Here is a 22,572-nt window from a genome sequence, read left to right as displayed (position 1 = left end):
TTTCAAACGAAAATGGTCCGCTCTGCGAACGTTACCAAGCTGGCTGTAGGAGCGGCGCTCGAGCCGCGAACCTGCTTGCGAGGGTTTTCCCAAGAACGATTCGCGGCTCGAGCGCCGCTCCTACGATGTTTTATGGTTGATTGAATTTTTCATGTCTTTGAAGCCACTCTACAGCCAGCTTGGTAACGTTCGCAGAGCGGACCATTTTCGTTTGAAAAAGCGGATCGATGGTCTGTCACGCTTGCCTGCTGACAAGCGCAATGACAAGGCCGTGGAGAAGATTTCCACGGCCATTGCCGCGTCCATTGCCAATCGGGAAAAACGTCAGGCGTCTCAGCCAGTGCTGAACTGGCCGGACCTGCCGGTGGTGGCCAGCCGTGAGGAGATCAAGACAGCCATTCGCGATCATCAGGTGGTGGTGATTGCCGGGGAGACCGGCTCGGGCAAGACCACCCAGTTGCCCAAGATCTGCCTGGAATTGGGGCGGGGCATTGAGGGCACCATCGGTCACACCCAGCCAAGGCGGCTGGCGGCCCGTGCCGTGGCCAGCCGGGTAGCGGAAGAGCTGAACAGCCCGCTGGGTAGTACCGTTGGCTTCAAGGTGCGCTTTGCCGAGCAGGTCAGCGAGACCAGCCTGATCAAGGTGCTCACCGACGGCATGCTGCTCAATGAAATCCAGCAGGATCGCTTTCTCAACCAGTACGACACCCTGATCATCGATGAGGCCCACGAGCGCAGCCTGAATATCGATTTTCTGCTCGGCTACCTGAAACAGCTGCTACCGAAACGGCCGGATCTGAAGGTGATTATTACCTCGGCCACCATCGATCACGAACGCTTTGCCAATCATTTCGGTGATGCGCCGGTGCTGGAAGTGTCCGGGCGTACCTTCCCGGTGGAAATGCGTTACCGTCCGCCGGTGGAAGGCCAGGAACTGTCCCGGCAAATCGAAGACGTGCTGCAGGAAATCCAGCGCGAGGAGCGCCGCGAGGGGCTGCCCGTGGCGCGGGATGTACTGGTATTCCTGGCTGGCGAGCGGGATATTCGCGATGTGCATCATCACTTGAAACGGTGCGAGCTGAGAGACACGGAAATCCTGCCTCTCTATGCGCGCCTGAGTCAGGCCGAGCAACACCGCATTTTTGCCTCTCATCGTGGCCGGCGGGTGGTGCTCAGTACCAACGTGGCGGAAACCTCGCTCACCGTGCCGGGTATCCGCTATGTGATTGACGCCGGTACCGCCCGCATCAGCCGCTACAGTGTGCACTCCAAGGTACAGCGCCTGCCGGTGGAGCCGGTCAGCCAGGCCAGCGCCAACCAGCGGGCCGGGCGCAGCGGGCGCATCATGCCCGGTATCTGTTTTCGTCTGTACGACGAAGACGACTTCCTGAATCGGCCCGCGTTTACGGATCCGGAAATTCAGCGCACCAATCTGGCGGCGGTGATTCTGCAAATGGCCGATCTGAAACTGGGCCGGGTGGAAGACTTTCCTTTTATCGAGCCGCCGGACGGCCGTCTGATCCGCGATGGTTATCGGCTGCTGGACGAGTTGGGCGCGTTGACGGAGAAACAGACCCTGACGGCCCTGGGGCGGCAATTGGCCCGTTTTCCGCTGGACCCGACCCTGGGGCGGATATTGGTGGCGGCGTCCCAGCAGAAAGTGCTGCGCGAGGCGCTGATCATTGTCTCGGCCCTGGCCGCCCAAGACCCTCGCGAGCGGCCTCACGAAAAGCAGCAGCAGGCGGACCAGGCTCACCAGCCGTTCACCGACAAGGATTCGGATTTCCTGTTTTTCGTCAAGCTGTGGCAGTGGGCGGACAGCCAGCGCGAGTCGCTCAGCCGCAACCAGTACGAGAAGCTGTTGAAGAAAACCTTTCTGTCGCCCACCCGCATGCGCGAATGGCGCGATACCCACCGCCAGCTATTGCTGTTGTGCAAGGAGCAGGGCTGGGCGCTGAATGCGCCGACCATGAACGAGCAGGGGCTCGCAGAGGGTGCCTATGGGCCCTTGCATCAGGCCCTGTTGCCCGGGCTGCTGGCCAACGTGATGCAGCGCACGGACGAGGGCGAGTGGCTGTCCACGCGTAATCGCAAGCCACTGATCTGGCCCGGCTCGTCGCTGTCGAAGACCAAGGCCCGCTGGTTGATGGCGGCGGAGCAGGTGGAAACCAGCCGGCTGTTTGCCCGTACCGTGGCCCGTATCGAGCCGGAATGGGTGGAAGCCGCCGCCGCTCATCTGGTCAAACGCCAGTATTTCGAGCCGCACTGGTCGAAGAAACGCGGCTGTGCCATGGCCAAGGAACAGGTGAACCTGTTCGGCCTGATCCTGGCCAGTGGCCGGCGCGTGAACTATGCGCCGATCAACCCGCAGGAAGCCCGCGAACTGATGATCCGCGAAGGGCTGGTGATGGGCGAATTGAATCGTGAGCCGCCCTTCGTGAAAGCCAACCGGGAGCAATTCGAGACGCTGGAGGAGATGGAACACAAGCTGCGCCGGCGCGATATTCTGGTGGATGAGGAGGTCCGGGTGGCCTTCTACGATGAGCGATTGCCGCAGGACGTGAGCAGCCTGGCCGGGTTGATGAGCTGGTATAACAAAAAGGCCACGCCGGCGCAGAAGGACGCGCTGCTGATGAAGCGGGATTTTCTGCTGTCGCGCAGCCCGGATCTGGGCAACGACCAGTTCCCGGATCAGCTACGCCTGGATGGCATCAGCCTGCCCCTGGAGTACAGCTTTGATCCCACCGGGGAGCGCGACGGCGTCACCCTGATTGTCCCCGTGGCGGTTCTCAATCAGGTCCCCGACACCCGCTTGGACTGGCTGGTGCCGGGACTACTGCGGGAAAAACTGGAAGCCCTGATCCGGGCGTTGCCCAAGGCCCGGCGGCGTCACTTTGTACCGGTGCCGGATTTCGTCAGCGCGCTGCTGGACACCCTGAATCCGCAAGAACCGTTGTTGTCTGCCATGACCCGGGAACTGCAACGCATCACCGGTGTGCGTATCGAGCGGGAAGAGTGGCAGGATGCCACGCTGCCGGATCATCTGCGCATGTTCATCCAGGTGGTGGACCGGGTGGATGGCAAACGCAAGGTGCTGGCCCAGGGGCGCCACCTGGACGAGGTCCGTGACAAGCTGGAGGGCGTCACCCGTAACCTGCCGGAACCTGTGGCGGAGGAGCCGGTGCTGCGCGGTCAGGAATGGGTGTTCGGGACCTTGCCGGAAACACGAGAACAGGACCTGGGTGGCATGGTGGTGCGTCGCTATCCGGCGCTGGAGGAGGACGGCGACGGGGTAGTGTTGCGCTATCGGGATGATGCCGATGACGCGCGCTGGTGCCACCGGTGGGGCACGGCGCGTCTGCTGGGTTTCAAGCTCAGTGTCCAGCTGCGCGACCTGCGCAAGCAGGCCTCGCAGATGGCGGGGTTCCAGAAGCTCAAGGCAGAGAAGGGCGCCATGGCCCGCCAGGCACTGGATCATGCGCTACTGCGTCTGCTGGCAGAGCATTTCCGGCTGGATGAGCCGGTGCGGGATGAGGCCGCTTTCCAGGCCAGGCTGGATGCCCATCGGGGCGATTTCGTGCCCTGGGCCAGCCAGCAATTGACCGCCTTTGGCAAGCTGTTCGCCGATTACCGCCAGCTGATGGGCAAGCTGGAGAAAAACTTCCCGCTGGCCTGGGCCCATGCCCACCGGGACCTGAAGCAGCAACTGGCCAGCCTGTTCCGCGATGATTTCCTGTTGCAGGTGCCCTGGCCCTGGTTGATGGAGTATCCCCGTTATCTGGAGGCCATCGGCCACCGTCTGGACAAGCTTGGCGGCCAGATCGGCAAGGACCGCACCCTGACAGCGGAGCTGGAGGCTTTTGATAAGCAGTACGTCACCCGAGCCGCCGGTCTTCCACTGCGGCAGCAATCTGCACCGCTGCAGGAGTATTTCTGGATGTTGCAGGAATACCGGGTGAGCCTTTTTGCACAGCAGCTCGGTACCCGGGTGCCAGTCTCCGCCAAGCGCCTGAACAAGCAGTGGGAGCTCTGCTGATCAGCGATCCTCGCAACGAAGCTGCTGTAGGAGCGCCGCTTGAGGCGCGAACCTCGCTTGCGAGGAAACGCACGGAGGACAATCAGGCATAGCAGAGCGTTACGCCAGGTTCGCGCCTCAAGCGGCGCTCCTACAGTGACTCCGTAGAAAGCGTAACAACTATCCTCCCTTCGGCCTTTGCGCTGGCCACCCCGAATCCGGATAATCGACCCATTATTCCCATTTGTGGAGCGGGGCCCTTTGCCTCGCTCGAGTGCGAGGACTCGCTTGTGAGCTATTCTGTAGTAATCAGTGGCACCGGTCTGTGGACCCCGGAGCAGACCATCACCAACGACGAGCTGGTGGAATCCTTCAACGAATACGTAAAGTTGTTCAACGAGCGTAACGCCCAGGCCATTGAGGCTGGCGAGGTGGAGGCGTTGGGTCCCTCCGATAGCGCCTTTATCGAAAAGGCGTCCGGCATCAAACAGCGTTTTGTGATCGATAAAAGCGGCATTCTCGACCCGGAAAAGATGGCACCGAACATTGCCGAGCGATCCGACGAGGAGGTGTCCATTCAGGCGGAAATCGCCGTCAAAGCGGCAAAGCAGGCGCTGGAAAATGCCAACCTGACCGCTGACGACCTGGATGCGGTGCTGGTTGCCTGTTCCAACATGCAGCGCCCTTATCCGGCCATGGCCGTGGAAGTACAGGCGGCTCTGGGTATGGAGCACGGCTGGGGCTATGACATGAACGTGGCCTGTTCCAGCGCCACCTTCGGCATTCAGGCCGGTGTCGACGCCATCCGTAATGGCAGCGCCCGCCGGGTGCTGATGGTGAATCCGGAAATCTGTTCCGGCCATCTGGCCTGGGAAGACCGCGACTGCCACTTCATCTTCGGTGATGTGGCCACGGCCGTGATTCTGGAGCGCAAGGAAGATGCCACCTCGGATAACCAGTGGGAAGTACTGGGCACGCGCCTGCAGACCAAATTCTCCAACAACATCCGCAACAATTTCGGTTTCCTGAACCGTGCTGATGAAAGCGGCATTGGGGCTCGTGACAAACTGTTCCGCCAGGAAGGTCGCCGGGTGTTCAAGGAAGTCTGCCCCATGGTGGCCGAGCAGATTTCCTCGCATCTGTCCGATACCGGTGTGGCGGTGGAAGCCCTCAGCAGAATGTGGCTGCACCAGGCCAACCTGAGCATGAATGAATTGATCTCCAAACGGGTGCTGGGCCGTCCGGCCACCCGTGAGGAGGCACCGGTGATTCTCGACGACTATGCCAATACCAGTTCCGCCGGTTCCATTATCGCGTTCCACAAGTACAACGCGGACCTGCCGGTGGAGACCAAAGGGGTGATCTGTTCCTTTGGGGCCGGTTACTCCATCGGTAGTGTGATTGTGAACCGGATCAAGTAACCGTCCGCCGGTTTCACGTCAGCTTCACGAAGGCCGCATTCTGCGGCCTTTTTTGATGCTGCCTGTAACGTTTACCTCACGGCTTCATCTCTATATTGTCTGAATCAGGCGCTACGCAAAACAACGTGGTTTGCCTGAGCCGCATTGTGCGGTTTCGGATACAACCTTAATAATGATGTATGGAGACTGAACATGGCTAAGTTGAGCAAACTGAACCCCCTGGCTGCGACTGTTGGTGCGGCTGTTGTGGCTTCCGCACTTTCCGCTCCTGTGGCGATGGCTGCAGAAAACCCGTTCGCAGCCGCTGACCTGCAAGCTGGTTACCAATTGGCTGGTGCCCACGCTGAAGGCAAGTGTGGTGAAGGCAAATGCGGTGACAAGAAAGCAGAAGGTAGCTGCGGCGAAAAAAGTGGCGAAGGTAGCTGTGGTGAAAAAAGCGCTGAAGGCAGCTGCGGCGAGAAAAGCGCCGAGGGCAAATGTGGCGATGATAAGAAAGGCGAAGGCAAGTGTGGTGAAGGCAAATGCGGCGGTGGTGCCTAATAAGGCAGGAGCTAATGCATGAAACCTGAGACACCAGTGTCCGGAGTGGGCCTGGGTCTTCGGCGGGCCCTGATGGGCCCGCTTTCTCCGACCCTCGACTCTCCGCAAAGTGCGCCCTTTGATTTTATGGAGGTGGCACCGGAAAACTGGATTCCCATGGGCGGTCGTCTGGCCAAGCAGTTCCGTGCTTTCACGGAGCAGTTCCCCTTTGTGACCCATGGCCTTAGCCTGTCCCTCGGCGGGCCTGAGCCCCTGGATTTTGAATTATTGAAATCGGTGAAAGGGTTCCTGAAGGAACACAATATTCGCCGTTATACGGAACACCTGAGCTACTGTAGCGATCACGGCCACCTCTACGATTTGATGCCGATTCCTTTTACTGAAGAGGCAGTACATTACGTGGCAGACAGGGTTCGCCAGGTACAGGATTTTCTTGAGCAGCCCATCGGCATCGAGCACGTCAGTTACTATGCGGCTCCCGGCGCGGAAATGTCAGAGATCGAGTTCGTTAATGCAGTGCTGGAAGAAGCGGACTGTGAGTTGTTGCTGGATGTGAACAACGCCTACGTGAACAGCATTAATCACGGTTATGACCCCCGCGATTTTATCAGTGCGTTACCGGGTGAGCGCATCTGCTACTTGCATATCGCCGGCCACTTTGACGAGGCGGAAGATCTGAAAGTCGATACCCACGGCAGTGCGGTGATTGATCCGGTGTGGGCATTGCTGGAGCATGCCTACCGTGAGTTTGGCGCTTTACCCACCTTGTTGGAGCGGGATTTCAATTTCCCCGGCAATGAAGAGCTGTTCAGTGAGCTTCAGAAAATTGGCCGTTATCAGCATCAGCAGCCGTCAACGACACGGAAACTGGGATGAGCCAGGCCGATTTTCAAACCCTGCAGCGGCGATTTGCGGCACATCTACGCAATCCGCAAAACCACTCGGCCCCCGGCGATATCGAAGAGCGTCGACTGGATATTTACCGAACGCTTTTTTTCAACAACGTAAACGGTTTTATCACCCAGGGGTTTCCTGTGCTGTATTCCATTCTGGATGCGCAGCGTTGGCAACGGCTGGTTCGTACCTTCTTTGATCAGCATGCCTGTCAGACCCCTTATTTTCTGGAAATCCCCCAGGAATTTGTCACCTTCCTGGCTTCCGGTCAGGGCTTGGAGGAGGGCGATCCGCCTTTCCTGCTGGAACTGGCTCACTATGAGTGGATGGAGCTGGTGCTGGATGCGTCTACAGAAACCTTTCCGGCCACCGGGTTTCATCCCGAGGGCGACCTGTTGCGTGCCATTCCCCAGCTAAGCCCCCTCCATGTTGTGTTGAGCTACCAGTACCCGGTCCATGAAATATGTGCCGAATTTCAACCCCAGACTCCGTTAGAGCAAACATTATGGTTGCTGGTCTATCGGGGCAGGGATGACAAGGTGGGCTTCATGGAAATTAATGCGCCAACCGCCCGGTTGTTACAGCTCATTGATGAAAACCCTGGATTCACGGGGCATGAGGTTGTCGCGGTACTGGCCAAAGAGATGCAATTTGCGGATGTGAGCAAATTGGCGACCTTTTCCCTGGAAATTCTGCAACAAATGCGTGAGCGAGACATCCTTATTGGGACGACACTAAGCAGCCTGTAAGGATTCCTGATGAGCAATGCGTTTTTGGTTTCTATTCATGATCTGCTGAACCGTACCCGGTCCCTGGATTTTCTGGCGCCTCTGGCGCTGCGCTTGTATCTGGCTCCGGTAATGATCAGTGCCGGATACAACAAAGCGGTGAGTTTCGACAGCACGGTCGCCTGGTTCGGAAACCAGGAATGGGGGTTGGGCTTGCCCTTCCCGGCGTTATTGGCTTTTTTGGCTACTGCGACAGAGCTGTTGGGTGGGATGCTTTTACTACTGGGGCTACTAACCCGGTACATCACATTGCCGCTTATGTTTACCATGCTTATTGCCATGGCAACGGTGCATTGGCAGCACGGCTGGTTTGCAATCGCACCCTCTGACCCTGCTACCAGCACGGCATTACCGTTGGCCCAGGTGGGCTTTCCCGGGGCTCAGGCCAGCCTTGAGAACAGTGAGGCTGTCGGTGAGCGGCTGACACGAGCCAAGAGGATTCTGCGTGAGCATGGTAATTACCCCTGGCTGACGGAAAAGGGCAACTTGGTCATTCTTAACAATGGCATCGAATTCGCTGCTACCTATTTCATCATGCTTCTGGTGCTGTTCTTTTACGGGGCTGGCCGATATCTGAGCCTGGATTATTGGTTCGCTCGCCGCCTGTCCCGGCCGGCTTAAGGGAGCGATAGCATTGTAGATTGCTCGCCCCCCTGTTCGGGGGGGCGACAGGGTCGCTATAATGCTGCGTCTATGACTTTTCGGGGTGACCGTGCGTTATTTCCTACTGACTGTATTGCTGAGTGTTTCCTGCGCCGTCGCTGGCGCGGAAGGTGAAGACTGGGGTGATGCCTCGTCTCCCTTCGATGCTCCGAAAGGCAGCGAGCCAAAGGATGATGACCCCTGGGAAGACATCAACCGCAAGATCTTTGCCTTCAACGAAACCCTCGACAAGTACGCCCTCAAGCCCGCCGCCAAGGGCTATCGCAAGGCGACTCCCGGCTGGTTCGATGACACCGTGACCCGTGTTTTCGAGAACCTGCGGGATTTTCGTAGCGGCCTGAACAGTGTGCTGCAGTGGCGGTGGGGCCATGCCGGCCATAACTTTGGCCGTTTTACGGTCAACAGTACCCTTGGCATTGGTGGCCTGTTTGATGTGGCCAGCAAGGTCGACCTGGACAAGCACAACACCGATCTGGGCCTGACGTTCGCTCGCTGGGGAATTCCGGAAGGCAATTACCTGGTGCTGCCATTCTGGGGTCCGTCCACCGTGCGTGATGCGGCGTCCATTATCCCGGAAGATTACATGCGTCTGCGGCATTACATCGAGCATGACCTGACCCGCTACAGCGTGACCGCCACCTATGTGGTGGATTTGCGTGCTGATTTGCTGGATCTGGAGCGAAATATTGTTGGTGACCGCTACACCTTCCTGCGCAATGCCTACCTGCAGCGCCGTCGCTTTGAATCCGGCGATGCGCCTTCTCTGCGTTTCCCGGATATAGAACAGCGGGATTCCGAGCTGGAAGACGAGTATGAGGATGAAGGGTGGTGAAAGCAGTTAACAGTGAATAGTTAACAGTGAACAGCGCGCGTCAGGCGTGTTTCAGGTTTTAAACGTATGAGGCCGCGCCCATCAGTTGGGCGCGGCCTCATTGCATGAAAATAAAGACAAACTCTACTCGCGCAGCCGTTAACTATTCACTGTTAACTGTTCACTGCTTTCAGTTTCGCCCGAATATAGTCCCCATGCGACACATACAGCAGGTCGCTGACACGGCGGATCAGGTGTTCTTCGTGGACATCGGCGTGGCCGTCGGCGGCGGCCATGGCCCACATTTCCTCGATCAAGGTGACTCTCGGTTCCGGTCCCCAGTGATCGCGCAGCGGGCGGGTGAACTCGAACAGATCGGTGGCTTCGTCCACGCGGTTTTCCAGTTCTGTGAGGATGTCATCCATTTCCTGTCGGTCCAGGTGCCAGCGTTTTTCCACCGCCTGGATCAGACGTTGTGACTCTGTCGGGTCCACCGTGCCGTCGGTGCGTGCCACCTCCAGCAGCAGGGCGGCGGCCGCCCGGTGCAGGTCGTGCTCGCTGGTCTGCTGTTGAGGCTGATCGGGGCGAAAGAGTCGGTTCAACCAATTCAAATTACACCTTCCTCCTGCAATAGGGTTTCCAGCGCCACTTGGTCTTTGGCGAAGCGGCGGATGCCATCGGCAAGCAGGTCACTGGCCATGGCATCATCATTGAGTTGCCAGCGGAAGGCGGCCTCGGTGACGGCGTGCCAATCGTCTTCCGGGGCCACCAGCTCCGCATCCAGTACTTGAGTCAGACTACCGGTATCGGCGGCCAGTTCCCCCAGCAGGGCCGGGCTGATAGTGAGCTTGTCGCAGCCGGCCAGGGCTTCGATCTGGCCGGCGTTGCGAAAGCTGGCGCCCATCACGATGGTCTCCAGGCCGCGCGCCTTGAAGGTGCGGTAGATCTGGCGAACCGACTGTACGCCCGGGTCGTCATCCGGGGTGGCGATGTTCATGCCCTGTTTGCGGTGCCAATCGAAGATGCGGCCCACAAAGGGAGAGATCAGCGTGGCGCCGGCTTCCGCAGCGGCCAGGCCCTGGGTCTGGTTGAAGACCAGGGTCACGTTGCAGCGGGTGCCTTCTTCTTCCAGCACTTCCACCGCGCGGATGCCTTCCCAGGTGGCCGCCGTCTTGATAAGGATGCGTGCCGGGTCCACGTCCAGTTCCCGGTAGATGGCCATCAGCCGACGCGCTTTTTCCACGGTGGCGCGGGTATCGAAAGACAGGCGCGCGTCCACTTCACTGGAAACCAGGCCCGGCACCCGCTCAAGGATGGCCTGACCGGCCAGGCAGGCATAGCAGTCCGTCAGCCAGTCCATCTCGCCGCCATGACCCAGGGCGCGGCACAGGTCCGCTGCCTGTTGCAGCATGGGCCGGTAACGCTCGTCACGGGCCGCTGCCAGCAGCAGGGAAGGGTTCGTGGTGGCATCCTCCGGCGCCAGTTCGGCGATCATGTCCAGATCACCGGTATCGGCTACCAGGGAGGTCCATTGGGCTAGCTGTTCGCGTTTGTTCACGGTATCCGTTCCTTTCAGTGTCATGGCTGGCGACAGGGTAAAGGCCAACTATGACAGGGGGCTTTCTGTGCCGTAGGAGCGGCGTTCTCTGTGCCCTGCGGGTATGAGCGGCGAATTTTCCAAGTTACGAGGAGCGAGTTACGAGTTGCGAAAACCCACATCGGTTTTGCCTTTCGAAACTCGCTACTCGTAACTCGAAACTGTTTTATTCGCGGCTCGAGCGCCGCTCCTACAACGTATATAGATACCCACAGGCTAAGGCAGTTGTGCCAAAGCGTCCATGAGCACTTGCGGCGTGGTGTCCGGCTTGTGCATGTTTTCGCTCAGGTGGCGGCGGAAGCGGCGGGCGCCCGGTTCGCCCTGAAACAGGTTGAGGATATGGCGCAGGGAATGCTTGGGGGCATGGCCCAGCGCGTAACGGCGTTCCACATAGGGCATAAACTGTTCGGCGATTTCCCGTCGGGTTGGCACGGGGTGCTCATCCGCGAACACGATGCGATCCGCATCGGCCAGGAAATAGGGGTTCTGGTAGGCCTCGCGACCAATCATCACGCCATCCACGTCGCCCATGTGTTCGTGCACCTCATCCAGTGTCTTCACGCCGCCGTTGAGAATGATCTCCATATGGGCAAAGGCCTGTTTGATGGCGTAGGCCCGCTGGTAGATCAGCGGTGGAATCTCCCGGTTCTCCTTGGGTGACAGCCCGGACAGGATGGCCTTGCGGGCATGGATGGTGAGGCTGGTACAACCGGCCTGTTCCATGCGGGCCACAAACCGGTAGAGAAAGTCGTAATCATCCTGGTCATCAATGCCGATGCGGGTTTTCACCGTCACCGGCACGCGGACCGTCGCCTGCATGGCCTCCACGCACTGGCCCACCAATTCCGGCTCGGCCATCAGAATGGCGCCGATCTTGCCCTGCTGTACCCGATCCGACGGGCAGCCCACATTGAGATTGATCTCGTCGTACCCGTATTGCTCGGCGATCCGGGCCGCTTCCGCCAGATCCTGCGGCTCGCAGCCGCCCAGTTGAAGCGCCACCGGATGTTCTTCGTCATTGAAGGCAAGAAAACGGTCACGATCGCCGCGCAGAATCGCCTGGGCCACCACCATTTCGGTGTAGAGCAGGGTGTGGCGGGTAATCAGCCGGGCCAGAAACCGGTAGTCCCGGGTGGTCCAGTCCATCATCGGTGCCACGGACAGGCGTCGGTCTGGTTGTGACAACGGGGCTGTTTGGATCAGAGAGTCATTCATGCAAGGCGATAGCAGGGGCATTGGGGCAGCTATTGTCGCATGTTGCGGCGCTGCGGCGTAGGGTGAGCGGCGGCGTTGCCTGTCAAAGCTGTGCGAGCTCTGCTAGACTCCGCGCCTTTCCGAATCACTCGAGACTGTTCATGACCCTCCCTCGGCTGAGTCCGCCCTAGTAGACAGCCCGTCTCCGGCTTTGCCGTATGGTGCCCCGCGCCATGTCATCCCGTGTTCTGCTGCCCGCGCGCAGCCTCTTTGTCTGTCGTATTTCCAAAACAGGATTGTTCTTCATGCTTCGATCTATTCAGCAGGAATGGTTCAGCAATATCCGTGGTGATTTGCTGGCTGGTTCCGTTGTTGCCCTGGCCCTGATTCCCGAGGCGATTGCCTTTTCCATCATTGCCGGTGTGGACCCCAAGGTGGGGTTGTACGCGTCGTTCTGTATCGCCGTTGTTATTGCTTTTGTGGGCGGTCGCCCGGGGATGGTTTCGGCGGCAACCGGGGCCATGGCGCTGGTGATGGTGACCCTGGTGAAAGACCATGGCCTGCAATATCTGCTGGCGGCAACGGTGTTGACCGGTGTGTTGCAGATTGTTGCTGGCTTTCTGCAGCTCGGGAATCTCATGCGTTTTGTCTCCCGGTCCGTGGTGACCGGGTTTGTGAATGCGCTGGCGATTCTCATCTTCATGGCCCAGCTGCCGGAGCTGGCCGGGGTAACCTGGCATGTGTATGCCATGGTGGTCGCTGGTCTGGGGATCATTTATTTGCTGCCGCTGCTGACCACTGCCGTGCCATCCCCGCTGATCTGTATTGTCGTGATTACCGGTATTGCCATGTATCTGGGCCTGGATGTGCCCACGGTAGGGGATAAGGGCGATTTGCCGGATAGCTTGCCTATGTTCCTGCTGCCGGATATTCCACTGAATCTGGAAACCCTCAAGATCATTCTGCCGTACTCATTGGCTCTGGCGGTGGTGGGCTTGCTGGAATCCATGATGACGGCAACCATCGTGGATGATCTAACCGATACCGATAGCGACAAGAACCGCGAATGCAAAGGGCAGGGCGTGGCCAACATTTTCTCCGGGTTCCTGGGGGGGATGGCCGGGTGTGCCATGATCGGCCAGTCCGTGATCAACGTGAAATCCGGTGGCCGCAAGCGCCTGTCCACCTTGTTTGCCGGTTGCTTCCTGCTGGTGCTGGTGGTGTTCCTGGGTGAATGGGTGTCCCGGATTCCCATGGCCGCGCTGGTGGCGGTGATGATCATGGTGTCCATTGGTACCTTCAGCTGGGAGTCCATTACCAACATGGCCAAGCATCCGGCGAGCAGCACCGTGGTGATGCTGGCTACGGTGTCGGCCACCGTGGCGACCCATAACCTGGCCATTGGTGTTGGCATCGGGGTGGTACTGAGTGCGCTGTTCTATGCAAACAAGGTGGGGCGCGTTTTCTATGTGCGCTCGGATCTTGATGAAACTGACAGCAGCCACCGCCGCTACGAGGTCCTGGGGCAGGTATTTTTCACCTCCGCAGATCAGTTCATTGCCTCCTTTGATTTCAAGGAAGCACTGGATAAAGTGACTATCGATGTGCACCGTTCCCATTTCTGGGATATCACTGCCATTGGTGCGCTGGACAAGGTGATCATCAAGTTCCGCCGTGAAGGTACTGAGGTGGAGCTGATCGGCCTGAACGAGGCCAGTGCCACCCTGGTGGATAAATTTGCCGTGCACGACAAGCCCGAGGCGGTCGAAAAACTCATGGGCGGCCACTAAAGGAGAAGAACAATGAGTGATGTTATTGCCTGTATTGATGGCTCTCCGGCCGCGGCCCGGGTTTGTGATTATGCGGTCTGGGCGGTGCAGCGTTTGAATGCACCGCTGACCCTGCTGCATGTGCTGGACCATTCCCGCTACCCGGTGGAAAGTGATTTGAGCGGTAACCTGTTGCTGGGTGGCCGCGAATCCCTGCTCACCGAACTGTCCGAACTGGATGCCAAACGCAACAAGCTGGCCCTGGAGCAGGGCAAGCTGATGCTGGAAGCTGCTGCCGGTCGCGCCATCGAAAAAGGGGTGAGCGAACCCAAGCAGCGCCAGCGTCACGGCGGTCTGGTGGAGACCCTGGCGGGTATGCAGGAAGAAACCCGCATCCTGGTGATCGGCAAACTGGGAGAGGAACACACCGGCGAGGCTGAGCAGGTGGGCGACCACGTGGAGCAGGTGATTCGCACCATGCACAAGCCGATTCTGGTGGTGCCGTCCGATTTTACCGAGCCCGGCAAAATCATGCTGGCCTTCGATGGCAGCCCAACCTGCCGTGACGGCGTGAAAATGCTGGCCGCCAGCCCGCTGTTCCTGGGCTTGCCTTGTCACCTGGTTGCCGTAGGCAAGGACAAACAGCTGAGCGAGGATCTGGCCTGGGCTCGCGACACCCTGGAGAAATCCGGTCACGAGGTGGAAGTGGCGCAACTGGAAGGTGACGTGGAGCCCGCCTTGCATGAATACCAGCAGGATAACGGCATTGATATGGTGGTGATGGGGGCCTACGGCCATTCCCGTATCCGCGAGTTCTTCGTGGGCAGCACCACCAGCAAGATGATCAAGAACGCCACGGTACCGCATTTGTTGCTGCGATAAGCATGTACCCCGGCGAGGTTGATTGCGCCGGGGTTCTTGTCCCCTGGGGGAGCCAAATGGAGCAGGCAGAACAGGAACGTTTTCGCCTGAAATTGCTGGAAGAGAAACAGGCATTAGGCGAAAAGAATGATGAGGCCGATTCAGCCACCAAACCGGTGGAGCTGGATCAGCAAAGCGTCGGGCGTCTGTCGCGGATGGATGCCATGCAGGGCCAGGCCATGGCCCTGGCAACCCGCCAGCGTCAGCAACAGCGGATGCGCCAGCTTGTTGCCGCCCTTCGCCGTATTGATGAGGATGATTACGGCTACTGCGAGGATTGCGGCAAGCCTGTCAATCCCAGACGTCTCGAGATTGATCCCGCCACCCTGTTCTGCCTTGAGTGCGCCAGTGCCCGCGAATAGGCCTGAGCTTTCGGTTCACTCTTTGTACTCTCTACATGCTTTGCTCCGCTGGTGCGTTGCGGTGTGTTGATCTGACGATATATCGGGAGGTCTCCTTGCCGGAGTTGAAGATTCTGGGGTTGTTTCTGATCACGGCGGTTGCCGAGATCGTGGGCTGTTATTTGCCTTATCTGTGGCTTCGTGAGGGGAAATCCGTCTGGCTGTTGATTCCAGCTGCGTTGAGTCTGGCGGCCTTTGCCTGGCTGCTGTCTTTGCACCCCACAGCGGCGGGGCGGGTCTATGCGGCCTATGGAGGCGTGTATATTTTCGTGGCCATTCTCTGGTTGTGGGGCGTTGACGGTATTCGTCCCACGGGCTGGGATATTGTCGGGTCGCTGGTGGCGCTGACGGGGATGGCGATCATCATGCTTGCGCCTCGGCAGATAGGATAACGCCTGAGGCTTGGCCGGACGTTTGACGCGGAAAGACAAATCCTTCTAGCGTCCGACGTCCGACGTCCGGCGTTTGATGCTTACTCAACCGTAATAGTGATCTTTTCGGACATCACCGGCGGTTGATGGGGCACGTGCATGTGGTCACCCAGCAGCAATTGCAGGGTATGGGTGCCCGGTTCCAGTTCCAGCTCGGTCTGGGTCTGGCCCTTGCCGAAGTGCACCACGTTGTCGTTGGCCGGCAGCGGGAAGTCCATGGCAGGCATGGAATCCTTGTCCAGATCGATCAGCAGATGGTGATGACCGGCATGCTCCTGCTCAGTACCGGCGGGCACCACGTCCATGCCTTCCAGGCCGAATTCCACCGTTACGGGGCTGGTCACAGTCGCACCATCGGCGGGGCTGAGAATGGTGGCTGTGGCACCTTCCGGGGCGCTGCTGCGGGTCATGCCGCTATTGCTGGTGGCATCGTTGGCATTGGTGTCTTCGGCCATGGTGGAGTCAGCCTGGCTTTCAGTGGCGGGCGCTTCAGTTGCCGGGGCTTCGGCCATGGGTTCTTCGTTGTTGTCAGAGCAGCCCTGCAGGAGGGTGGCGCCGGCAATCATGGCCACTAGTAGAGAATGTTGAAAGGGAATACGCATGGTCTCTTCCTTTTCTTCCTGTCGCGTTGATGAAGTCTGCAGGCGGTGTGCCGGCAGAAGAATGAGTTGCGTTCAACCTTAGCAGAAAGGCGCAGGTGGATGTCTATATGGATCACGCTTTGGCAGGTATAATCCGCGCCAGTTTGCCTTATTGGAGTCAGCATGACCGTCCGTACTCGCGTAGCGCCGTCGCCCACCGGTGACCCCCACGTAGGCACCGCCTATATCGCCCTGTTCAATCGCTGCTTTGCCCACCAGCACGGTGGCCAGTTCATTCTGCGTATTGAAGATACGGACCAGACCCGCTCCACTGATCAGTCCGAGCAGATGATTCTGGATTCGCTCAAGTGGCTGGGGCTGAGCTGGGATGAAGGCCCGGATGTGGGCGGCCCCCATGGCCCGTATCGGCAGAGCGAACGCAAGCATATGTATGCGGAGTATGCGCAGGCGCTGATTGGGAAGGGCCATGCCTTCAAGTGCTACCGCACCAGTGAAGAGCTGGACACCCTGCGTGCCGAGCTGAAAGAGCAGGGCGAGAACCGGGCGCTGAAGCCGATGGATCTGGAGCTACCCGCCGAAGAGCAGGCAAAGCGGGAAGCGGAAGGGGCGCCCTACGTGATCCGCATGCGTGTGCCCACCGATGGTCGCTGTGAAATCGAGGACATGCTGCGCGGTACCGTGGAGCTGGACTGGGCGCTGGTGGATGCGCAGATCCTGCTCAAGTCCGACGGCATGCCTACGTATCATCTGGCCAATATCGTCGACGATCACCTGATGGAGATCACCCACGTGATCCGTGGTGAGGAATGGCTGAACTCCGCGCCCAAGCACAAGCTGCTGTACGAGTATTTCGGTTGGGAGATGCCGGTGCTCTGCCATATGCCGCTGCTGCGCAACCCGGACAAATCCAAGCTCAGCAAGCGCAAGAACCCCACCAGCATCCTGTTCTATCAGCGCATGGGCTACCTGCCGGAAGCGCTGGTGAATTACCTGGGGCGGATGGGCTGGTCCATGCCGGACGAGAGTGAGAAATTCACCCTGGCACAAATGCAGGACGCCTTCGATATCAACCGGGTGTCCCTGGGCGGCCCGGTCTTTGATGTGGAAAAGCTGAGCTGGCTGAACGGGCAATGGCTGCGTGAGCAGAGTGACGAGCAGTTCCTGGATACCTTGTTGGACTGGGCCTACAACCGCGATTACGCCATGAAGATCATCCCTCACCTGCGCCAGCGGGTGGAAACCTTGTCGGACGTGGCGGACAAGGCGGCCTTCTGTTTCAACGGCATGCCGGCGATCAGCGAGGCCAGTTTCGAGCACAAGCAGTACGGTGCCGAGGACATGAAGGTGTGGCTGCAGTACCTGCTGTGGACCTATGAAGCCCGCAGTGACTGGAACCGTGACGGCCTGTTTGCGGATGCCAAGGCCATTGCCGATGCCCTGGAAGTGAAGATCAAGGATTTCCTGTTCCCGGCCTTCGTTGCCATTGCCGGCACCAGCGCCAGCTTCTCGGTGGTGGATTCCATGGAAATCATCGGCGCCGACCTGAGCCGCGCCCGCCTGCGTAACGCTATCGAGGTGCTGGGCGGGGTGTCCAAGAAGCAGATGAAGAAGCTGGAGAAGGCTTACCGGGAGATAGCTGCGAGCTTCTAGCTGCTAGCTACCAGAAAACAGAAAGCGTGCTGATGAGCTTGTGCCCCTTCCGGGGAGGGGCATCATCCTGAAAGCTAGAAGCTAGAAGCTAGAAGCTAGAAGCTAGAAGCTAGAAGCTAGAAGCTAGAAGCTAGAAGCTAGTATCTGGATGTATTTTCAGCAGCTTGTTCAGGATGTAGCCAAACGGACTTCATTCTGAAAAAAACACCAGGCCAGCGCTTGACAGAGTAGGGGGGCTGGGTAGAATACGCCGCACCAACCGGGACGTACTTTGTCCCGATTGTCGTATTTGGGGCCATAGCTCAGCTGGGAGAGCGCAACACTGGCAGTGTTGAGGTCGGCGGTTCGATCCCGCCTGGCTCCACCAAATACGTCCCCTTCGTCTAGTGGCCCAGGACACCGCCCTTTCACGGCGGTAACAGGGGTTCGACTCCCCTAGGGGACGCCATATAGAAAAGCCCTGCTCGAAAGAGTGGGGCTTTTTTATTTGTGGGCATCGCGGATCGCGCAACCTGCCAGTTGGCGGAGCTGGATGCCCGATATGGATGATAGAACCGTAAATCTGCCCCATAGCCGATGATTGTGTAGGGTGCACTGAGCCCAAGGCGAACTGCACCGATCCGGCGTTTGATGGTGCAGTTCGCCTTAGGCTCAGTGCACCCTACGTCCCGGAATGCAGCGATGCACCTTCCAGTTCCTCCAGCACCGTTTCTCGCAGGGCCATCAGCCGTTGACTGAATTCCACCGGGTAGCTCGATTGCGCGGGATGCAGGCTGAGCAGAGCTTCGGGTAGCTTTCTCAGATGCCTGGCCACGTTCTCCCGGGTAACCGCCAAATCCGGCGCCTCGCGGCAGGGCTCGCCGCCCTGGATAATGGGCTGTAACAGCGGTTCGCCTTCACTTTGCTCGTCCCGGGCGGTAATCCGGTCCTGTTGATAATGTCCCTGCTCATCGGTTTGTCGCCATACCTGCTTACGGCCCGGGTGCAGTTGCTTGCCGGGGGAGTTTTTCAGCCTGGGACGGCCCGCATAGTCGGTGAGTTTATAGGCCAGATCCAGGGTGGGGGCATCGCTGGCGGCGCCCATGCTGGTGCCCACACCAAAGCCGTCGATGGGTGCCCCTGCGGCCATCAGGCCGGCAATGCGGTATTCATCCAGACCACCGCTGACCAGGATGCGAACCTGCTGCAGCCCTGCAGCATCCAGTTGCCGACGGGCGTCTTTGGCTTGCTGTGAAAGGTCGCCAGAGTCCAGACGGATGGCTCCCACGTCTAGGCCTTCATCGCGTACCAGTCGGACCACTTTCTCCACGCCTGCCTGGCTGTCGTAGGTATCCACTAGCAGGGTGGTGCCGGGATACAGCTGGGCGTAAGTCCGCAATGCCGCCATCTCGCTGTCATGGGCCTGGATATAGGAATGGGCCATGGTGCCGCGTAAGGGCAGCCCGTGCTGCAAGCCGCCCAGCACATTGCTGGTGCCGGCCAGGCCGGCGGCGCGGTAGGCGCGCACCCCGCGCAGGGCAGCGTCGCTGCCATGCATGCGACGCATGCCGAAATCCACCACTGGCCGGCCATCGGCGGCGAGGACCATGCGCAACGCCTTGGAGGCCAGCACGGTCTCCAGATGCACATAATTCATCAGCAGGCTTTCCAGTAGCTGCGCTTCCATCAGCGGGGCGGTGATTTCCAGCAGGGGCTCCTGGGGGAATACCGGGGTCCCTTCCGGCAGACAGTGGATCTCGCCACTAAAGCGGAAGTCCTGCAGCCATTGCAGAAAACCATCCTGAAACAGGTCCAGCGTCTTGAGCCGGTTAACCTGCCGGGAGGGGAAGTGCAGTTGGCTGACCTGTCGGGCGGCGTACTCCTGCCCGCAGGCCAGCATGACGTTACGTTGTTCTGGCATTTCCCGATAAAACAGGCTGAAGGTCGCTGTGTCATTCATGCCTTCATGCCAGTAGGCCTGCAGCATGGTCAGTTCGTAGAGATCGGTCAGCAGGCCCTGCGCATCATTGTCAGCAGAAAGATCCATATCAGGGGATATCTTCCAGTTGGGCGCCGGCTTCCTGGAGGGCTTTCAGAGTCGGGCCTTCCTGATCCGGGAAAACCGGGCGGGTGGCGCTGCAAAGCAGGTGAACTTGAAGGCCTTCGGCGCAGGCATCCCTGACGGTATGAAAGACGCAGACGTCTTCAGCCAGTCCGCCGACCCAGAGCCGTTTAACGCCCCGTTGCCGTAACCAGCCCGTCAGGCCGGTGCCATCAAAGGCGGAGTAGGCATCCTTGTCAAAGGCGGTACCCTTGCTGACGATGACCGTGCCTGCGGGCAGGGACAGATCCGGGTGAAAGGCGGCGCCCGGCGTGTCCTGAATGCAGTGAGGTGGCCAGGGGCCGCCCTGAGCCTGGAAGGAGCAGTGGTCCACGGTGTGCCAGTCGCGGGAGGCGATCACCGGCAAGTTGGCGTCGGCGGCGGCGTTCATCCAGACGTTCATTACGGGGACTACCTGATCGCCATCGGGCACGGCCAGGGCGCCACCGGGGCAGAAATCATTCTGGATATCCACGGCCAGCACAGCATCGCCGGCCTTCAGGGGAAGATGTCCCATGGTTGCCAGTCCTTTGTTGCTTGTGGCGACTTCCAGTGTCGGAGCCTGATGGCAGTGATTCAAGGGGTGGGCGGTTCGAGCAGACTGACGACGCGCTCTGCGACGGTGCCTATGTCGCTTTCCAGCTGGAATTTTCCGCTGATGGCCTGCTCGTCACCGGTCCGGTATTTCCCGGTTTGCACCAGGCAGGCCTGCATGCCGCTGTTCAGTGCCCCTTCCACATCGCCATGGATATCGTCTCCGACCATCAGGGTATGTTCGGGGCTGGTTCCCAGGTCGGCCAAAACCTGTTCAAAGAAGGCGGTGGAGGGTTTGCCGGTAATGATGGCCTGGCAGTCGGCGGCATATTCCAATGCCCTGACAAAGGGGCCGGCATCCAGATGCAGGCCGTCATCCAGCTGGTAGTAACGGTTTTCGCCGATGGCAATCAGCGGTGCCCCGTCGTGCAACAAGCGGAATGCCTGGTCCAGATGCTCGTAGCTGAATTTCCTGCCGGCATCGCCGATCAGTACGGCATCGGGTTGCTTGCCTTCCAGGTCAGAAAACTCTTCTTTCAGGTTGGGGTGGAACAGGCAGAAGGGCGTTAGCCCTCGGCGAGTCAGGTAGTCGTGGGCGGCTTGTGGCGCGGTGAACAGTTCTGACTCATCAACCGCCAGGTTCAGACTGGCCAGGTCATTGAGTATCTGGTTGCGGTTGCGCTGGGAGGTATTGGTGACAAAGCGCAGGGGCAGACCGGTGGCGCGCAGGCGTTGAAGGGCGTACTGGGCGCCGGGTAGCAGGCGCGGCCCCTGGTAGAACACGCCGGCCAGGTCCAGGCAGATGGCATGCAGCGGCATAGCACTCCTCCGTGAGAGCCTGTGTATGGCGGGAAATCAGGCTCTACTCAGAGCATAGGCGTGGCGGTGTGGTCAGCTCAAGCGGCGAATGGTCAGCGTGTGGGCAATTTTCTCGCCATCCCAGATGTACTCGTAATGCGCGCTGGGGGTGATGGCCTCCACCGGCAGGGGGGAGAACAGGGCATAGCAGTGGCTGCCGGGGGCACGGACGGATTCGTAGTGAAGGCCGGTTTCGCGTAGCTGATACAGCTGCTGGCCGAGCTGTTGTGGGGCTTGGTAACTGTCCGGAGCATGCCAGCGCGGATGCCGGCTGGCCGGGGTGATATCGCACAGGGTGGCCGAGAAGTGGACCTTGAGGCCACGCATGACAATGCGGTCGTATTTCAGGCCTTCTACCTGCTGGAAATAACGTTGTTGGTGGTAACGGGTTTCGGCAAGGGCCGTTGCCATGCGATCCGCGCAGTAGAAGACGCCGTAGGCACCATCAGAAAAGCGGGAGCCGGCGGGGTTTACGTGGACAAAGGGTCCCAGGGCATAGTTGCAACCGGGAATACCCCAGGGGCGCTCTGCGGGGGGTACCCGGTTCAGGTCACCCACTTCGTTCTGCAGGCGCGGGTTGGTCAGGGCCTGCACGGCAAACAGGACATCGAAGTCGGCCTGATCTGCCACATCGTCAAAAATGGCGATGGGCGGATATTTGCCGTTGATCAGCCGGTAAGCAATCTGCGAGGGAAAAGTCTGTCGGGGCAGGGCCTGTATATCGGTTTGCGTTATCCCCATTGCCCGCCCCGCAGGCTGTCCAGCTGACGGTGTACTTCGTAGAGGCTGGCCACGCGGCCGTTGCTCATGATGTCCATGGGGGTGGCGCCGTTGAAGAACGGGTTGTGGTTGGCCATGCGCACGAAGCCGTAAACGTTTTCCCGGTTACCGAACAGGGTGCGCAGCGCCTGGTGGATATTCAGCAAGTAGCTGAGACGTTCCAGCAGGTCGTTGCCGACCCGGGCGCTGTCCGGCTGGCTCTGGTACTTGTGCAGGGTGGAGCGGCCCACGCCGAGCAGGGCCATCTTTTCCTTCTCACTGCACTGCCAGTGCTCCAGCAGCTTGAGTACGGCGCGCAGGGCTGCATGGCGGGCGCCGTCGTCCAGTGCCTGAGGGGGCTGTTGTCTGACTGCTTCCATGGTGCCTCCTGACTTGATGGTTCAATAATGATCCTTTTTGTGTTTTTTGTCTATATGTGGATTTATGGGCAGGCCATGACTCTGCTTAGGAAGGAGGCCGGTTGCTTGAGTCGATTGTCCTGTTTTCTGGCATCGAGCACAGAGAGGTGAGGTAAATCGGTGCCGGGCTGCATAGAGGTAGGCGCGGACACTGATAGTGGCTACGCGGGCTTTATGCCGGTTCGTGTTGCCAAATGTCTGATGAATGATTGCCAATTTCCTGCC

Annotated in this window: 21 protein-coding genes and 2 tRNA genes; 14 read left to right on the top strand and 9 right to left on the bottom strand. The window is 59.3% G+C overall.

Features of this window, described 5'->3' with window-relative positions:
• The first annotated feature begins 151 nt into the window (after window positions 1–151).
• From hrpA to Q0Y02_RS03410, 7 genes are all read left to right on the top strand, one after another.
• Window positions 152–4,036, top strand: coding sequence for an ATP-dependent RNA helicase HrpA (gene hrpA, locus Q0Y02_RS03440; protein ID WP_297764429.1), 3,885 nt, complete (start codon window positions 152–154; stop codon window positions 4,034–4,036).
• A 269-nt stretch (window positions 4,037–4,305) separates the two neighbouring features.
• The gene (locus Q0Y02_RS03435; protein WP_297764426.1) at window positions 4,306–5,436 is read left to right on the top strand and encodes a beta-ketoacyl-ACP synthase III; all 1,131 of its coding nucleotides are present in this window, start codon (window positions 4,306–4,308) and stop codon (window positions 5,434–5,436) included.
• Between the two features lie 192 nt (window positions 5,437–5,628).
• Window positions 5,629–5,976 (top strand): hypothetical protein, encoded by a 348-nt coding sequence (locus Q0Y02_RS03430; RefSeq protein WP_035244042.1) that lies wholly within the window; start codon window positions 5,629–5,631, stop codon window positions 5,974–5,976.
• An 18-nt stretch (window positions 5,977–5,994) separates the two neighbouring features.
• A complete protein-coding gene (locus Q0Y02_RS03425; protein ID WP_297764421.1) occupies window positions 5,995–6,852 on the top strand; it encodes a DUF692 domain-containing protein in 858 nt (285 codons plus the stop codon).
• On the top strand, window positions 6,849–7,619 hold the full coding sequence (locus tag Q0Y02_RS03420; protein WP_297764418.1) for a putative DNA-binding domain-containing protein: 771 nt from the start codon (window positions 6,849–6,851) through the stop codon (window positions 7,617–7,619). The genes Q0Y02_RS03425 and Q0Y02_RS03420 overlap by 4 nt, the downstream gene beginning before the upstream one ends.
• A gap of 9 nt (window positions 7,620–7,628) precedes the next feature.
• On the top strand, window positions 7,629–8,279 hold the full coding sequence (locus Q0Y02_RS03415) for a DoxX family protein (protein ID WP_297764415.1): 651 nt from the start codon (window positions 7,629–7,631) through the stop codon (window positions 8,277–8,279).
• Window positions 8,280–8,370: 91 nt separating this feature from the next.
• Window positions 8,371–9,153 (top strand): VacJ family lipoprotein, encoded by a 783-nt coding sequence (locus Q0Y02_RS03410; protein ID WP_297764412.1) that lies wholly within the window; start codon window positions 8,371–8,373, stop codon window positions 9,151–9,153.
• A gap of 152 nt (window positions 9,154–9,305) precedes the next feature.
• Here the strand turns inward: Q0Y02_RS03410 and Q0Y02_RS03405 are convergent, their stop codons facing one another.
• The 3 genes from Q0Y02_RS03405 to dusA all read right to left on the bottom strand — a co-directional run bounded on the left by Q0Y02_RS03405 (window position 9,306) and on the right by dusA (window position 11,914).
• On the bottom strand, window positions 9,306–9,743 hold the full coding sequence (locus Q0Y02_RS03405) for a TerB family tellurite resistance protein (RefSeq protein ID WP_297764410.1): 438 nt from the start codon (window positions 9,741–9,743) through the stop codon (window positions 9,306–9,308).
• Entirely contained in the window at window positions 9,740–10,690 is a 951-nt protein-coding gene (locus Q0Y02_RS03400; protein ID WP_297764408.1) for a transaldolase, read from the bottom strand. The genes Q0Y02_RS03405 and Q0Y02_RS03400 overlap by 4 nt, the downstream gene beginning before the upstream one ends.
• Window positions 10,691–10,945: 255 nt before the next feature.
• The gene (gene dusA / locus Q0Y02_RS03395; protein ID WP_297764406.1) at window positions 10,946–11,914 is read right to left on the bottom strand and encodes a tRNA dihydrouridine(20/20a) synthase DusA; all 969 of its coding nucleotides are present in this window, start codon (window positions 11,912–11,914) and stop codon (window positions 10,946–10,948) included.
• Window positions 11,915–12,228: 314 nt separating this feature from the next.
• Between dusA and Q0Y02_RS03390 the strand changes: the two genes are divergently transcribed.
• The 4 genes from Q0Y02_RS03390 to Q0Y02_RS03375 all read left to right on the top strand — a co-directional run bounded on the left by Q0Y02_RS03390 (window position 12,229) and on the right by Q0Y02_RS03375 (window position 15,406).
• On the top strand, window positions 12,229–13,713 hold the full coding sequence (locus Q0Y02_RS03390) for a SulP family inorganic anion transporter (protein ID WP_297764404.1): 1,485 nt from the start codon (window positions 12,229–12,231) through the stop codon (window positions 13,711–13,713).
• 12 nt (window positions 13,714–13,725) lie between these two features.
• On the top strand, window positions 13,726–14,574 hold the full coding sequence (locus Q0Y02_RS03385) for a universal stress protein (protein ID WP_297764402.1): 849 nt from the start codon (window positions 13,726–13,728) through the stop codon (window positions 14,572–14,574).
• A gap of 56 nt (window positions 14,575–14,630) precedes the next feature.
• Window positions 14,631–14,975 (top strand): TraR/DksA C4-type zinc finger protein, encoded by a 345-nt coding sequence (locus Q0Y02_RS03380; protein ID WP_297764399.1) that lies wholly within the window; start codon window positions 14,631–14,633, stop codon window positions 14,973–14,975.
• A 95-nt stretch (window positions 14,976–15,070) separates the two neighbouring features.
• Entirely contained in the window at window positions 15,071–15,406 is a 336-nt protein-coding gene (locus Q0Y02_RS03375) for a YnfA family protein (RefSeq protein WP_297764397.1), read from the top strand.
• Between the two features lie 80 nt (window positions 15,407–15,486).
• Here the strand turns inward: Q0Y02_RS03375 and Q0Y02_RS03370 are convergent, their stop codons facing one another.
• Window positions 15,487–16,047 (bottom strand): DUF4399 domain-containing protein, encoded by a 561-nt coding sequence (locus Q0Y02_RS03370; protein WP_297764394.1) that lies wholly within the window; start codon window positions 16,045–16,047, stop codon window positions 15,487–15,489.
• A 162-nt stretch (window positions 16,048–16,209) separates the two neighbouring features.
• Between Q0Y02_RS03370 and gltX the strand changes: the two genes are divergently transcribed.
• From gltX to Q0Y02_RS03355, 3 genes are all read left to right on the top strand, one after another.
• The gene (gltX, locus tag Q0Y02_RS03365) at window positions 16,210–17,697 is read left to right on the top strand and encodes a glutamate--tRNA ligase (protein ID WP_297764391.1); all 1,488 of its coding nucleotides are present in this window, start codon (window positions 16,210–16,212) and stop codon (window positions 17,695–17,697) included.
• Window positions 17,698–17,988: 291 nt separating this feature from the next.
• Window positions 17,989–18,064: transfer RNA gene (locus Q0Y02_RS03360), tRNA-Ala, on the top strand.
• A 5-nt stretch (window positions 18,065–18,069) separates the two neighbouring features.
• Window positions 18,070–18,145: transfer RNA gene (locus tag Q0Y02_RS03355), tRNA-Glu, on the top strand.
• A gap of 213 nt (window positions 18,146–18,358) precedes the next feature.
• On the opposite strand, the gene Q0Y02_RS03350 is transcribed toward Q0Y02_RS03355, so the two are convergent.
• The 5 genes from Q0Y02_RS03350 to Q0Y02_RS03330 all read right to left on the bottom strand — a co-directional run bounded on the left by Q0Y02_RS03350 (window position 18,359) and on the right by Q0Y02_RS03330 (window position 22,308).
• Complete coding sequence (locus Q0Y02_RS03350; RefSeq protein ID WP_297764388.1) at window positions 18,359–19,723, bottom strand: nicotinate phosphoribosyltransferase; 1,365 nt, start codon at window positions 19,721–19,723, stop codon at window positions 18,359–18,361.
• A 1-nt stretch (window position 19,724) separates the two neighbouring features.
• Complete coding sequence (locus tag Q0Y02_RS03345) at window positions 19,725–20,294, bottom strand: isochorismatase family protein (RefSeq protein WP_297764385.1); 570 nt, start codon at window positions 20,292–20,294, stop codon at window positions 19,725–19,727.
• A 59-nt stretch (window positions 20,295–20,353) separates the two neighbouring features.
• On the bottom strand, window positions 20,354–21,130 hold the full coding sequence (locus Q0Y02_RS03340) for a TIGR01458 family HAD-type hydrolase (protein ID WP_297764382.1): 777 nt from the start codon (window positions 21,128–21,130) through the stop codon (window positions 20,354–20,356).
• Between the two features lie 72 nt (window positions 21,131–21,202).
• The gene (locus tag Q0Y02_RS03335) at window positions 21,203–21,910 is read right to left on the bottom strand and encodes an RES family NAD+ phosphorylase (protein ID WP_297764379.1); all 708 of its coding nucleotides are present in this window, start codon (window positions 21,908–21,910) and stop codon (window positions 21,203–21,205) included.
• Window positions 21,901–22,308 (bottom strand): MbcA/ParS/Xre antitoxin family protein, encoded by a 408-nt coding sequence (locus tag Q0Y02_RS03330; RefSeq protein WP_297764377.1) that lies wholly within the window; start codon window positions 22,306–22,308, stop codon window positions 21,901–21,903. The genes Q0Y02_RS03335 and Q0Y02_RS03330 overlap by 10 nt, the downstream gene beginning before the upstream one ends.
• Window positions 22,309–22,572: the final 264 nt, after the last annotated feature.

This window comes from uncultured Alcanivorax sp., assembly GCF_947258575.1.
Classification (GTDB): domain Bacteria; phylum Pseudomonadota; class Gammaproteobacteria; order Pseudomonadales; family Alcanivoracaceae; genus Alcanivorax.
The sequence above is the reverse complement of the archived record's forward strand: the minus strand, read 5'-3'. Positions and strand labels throughout refer to the sequence as shown.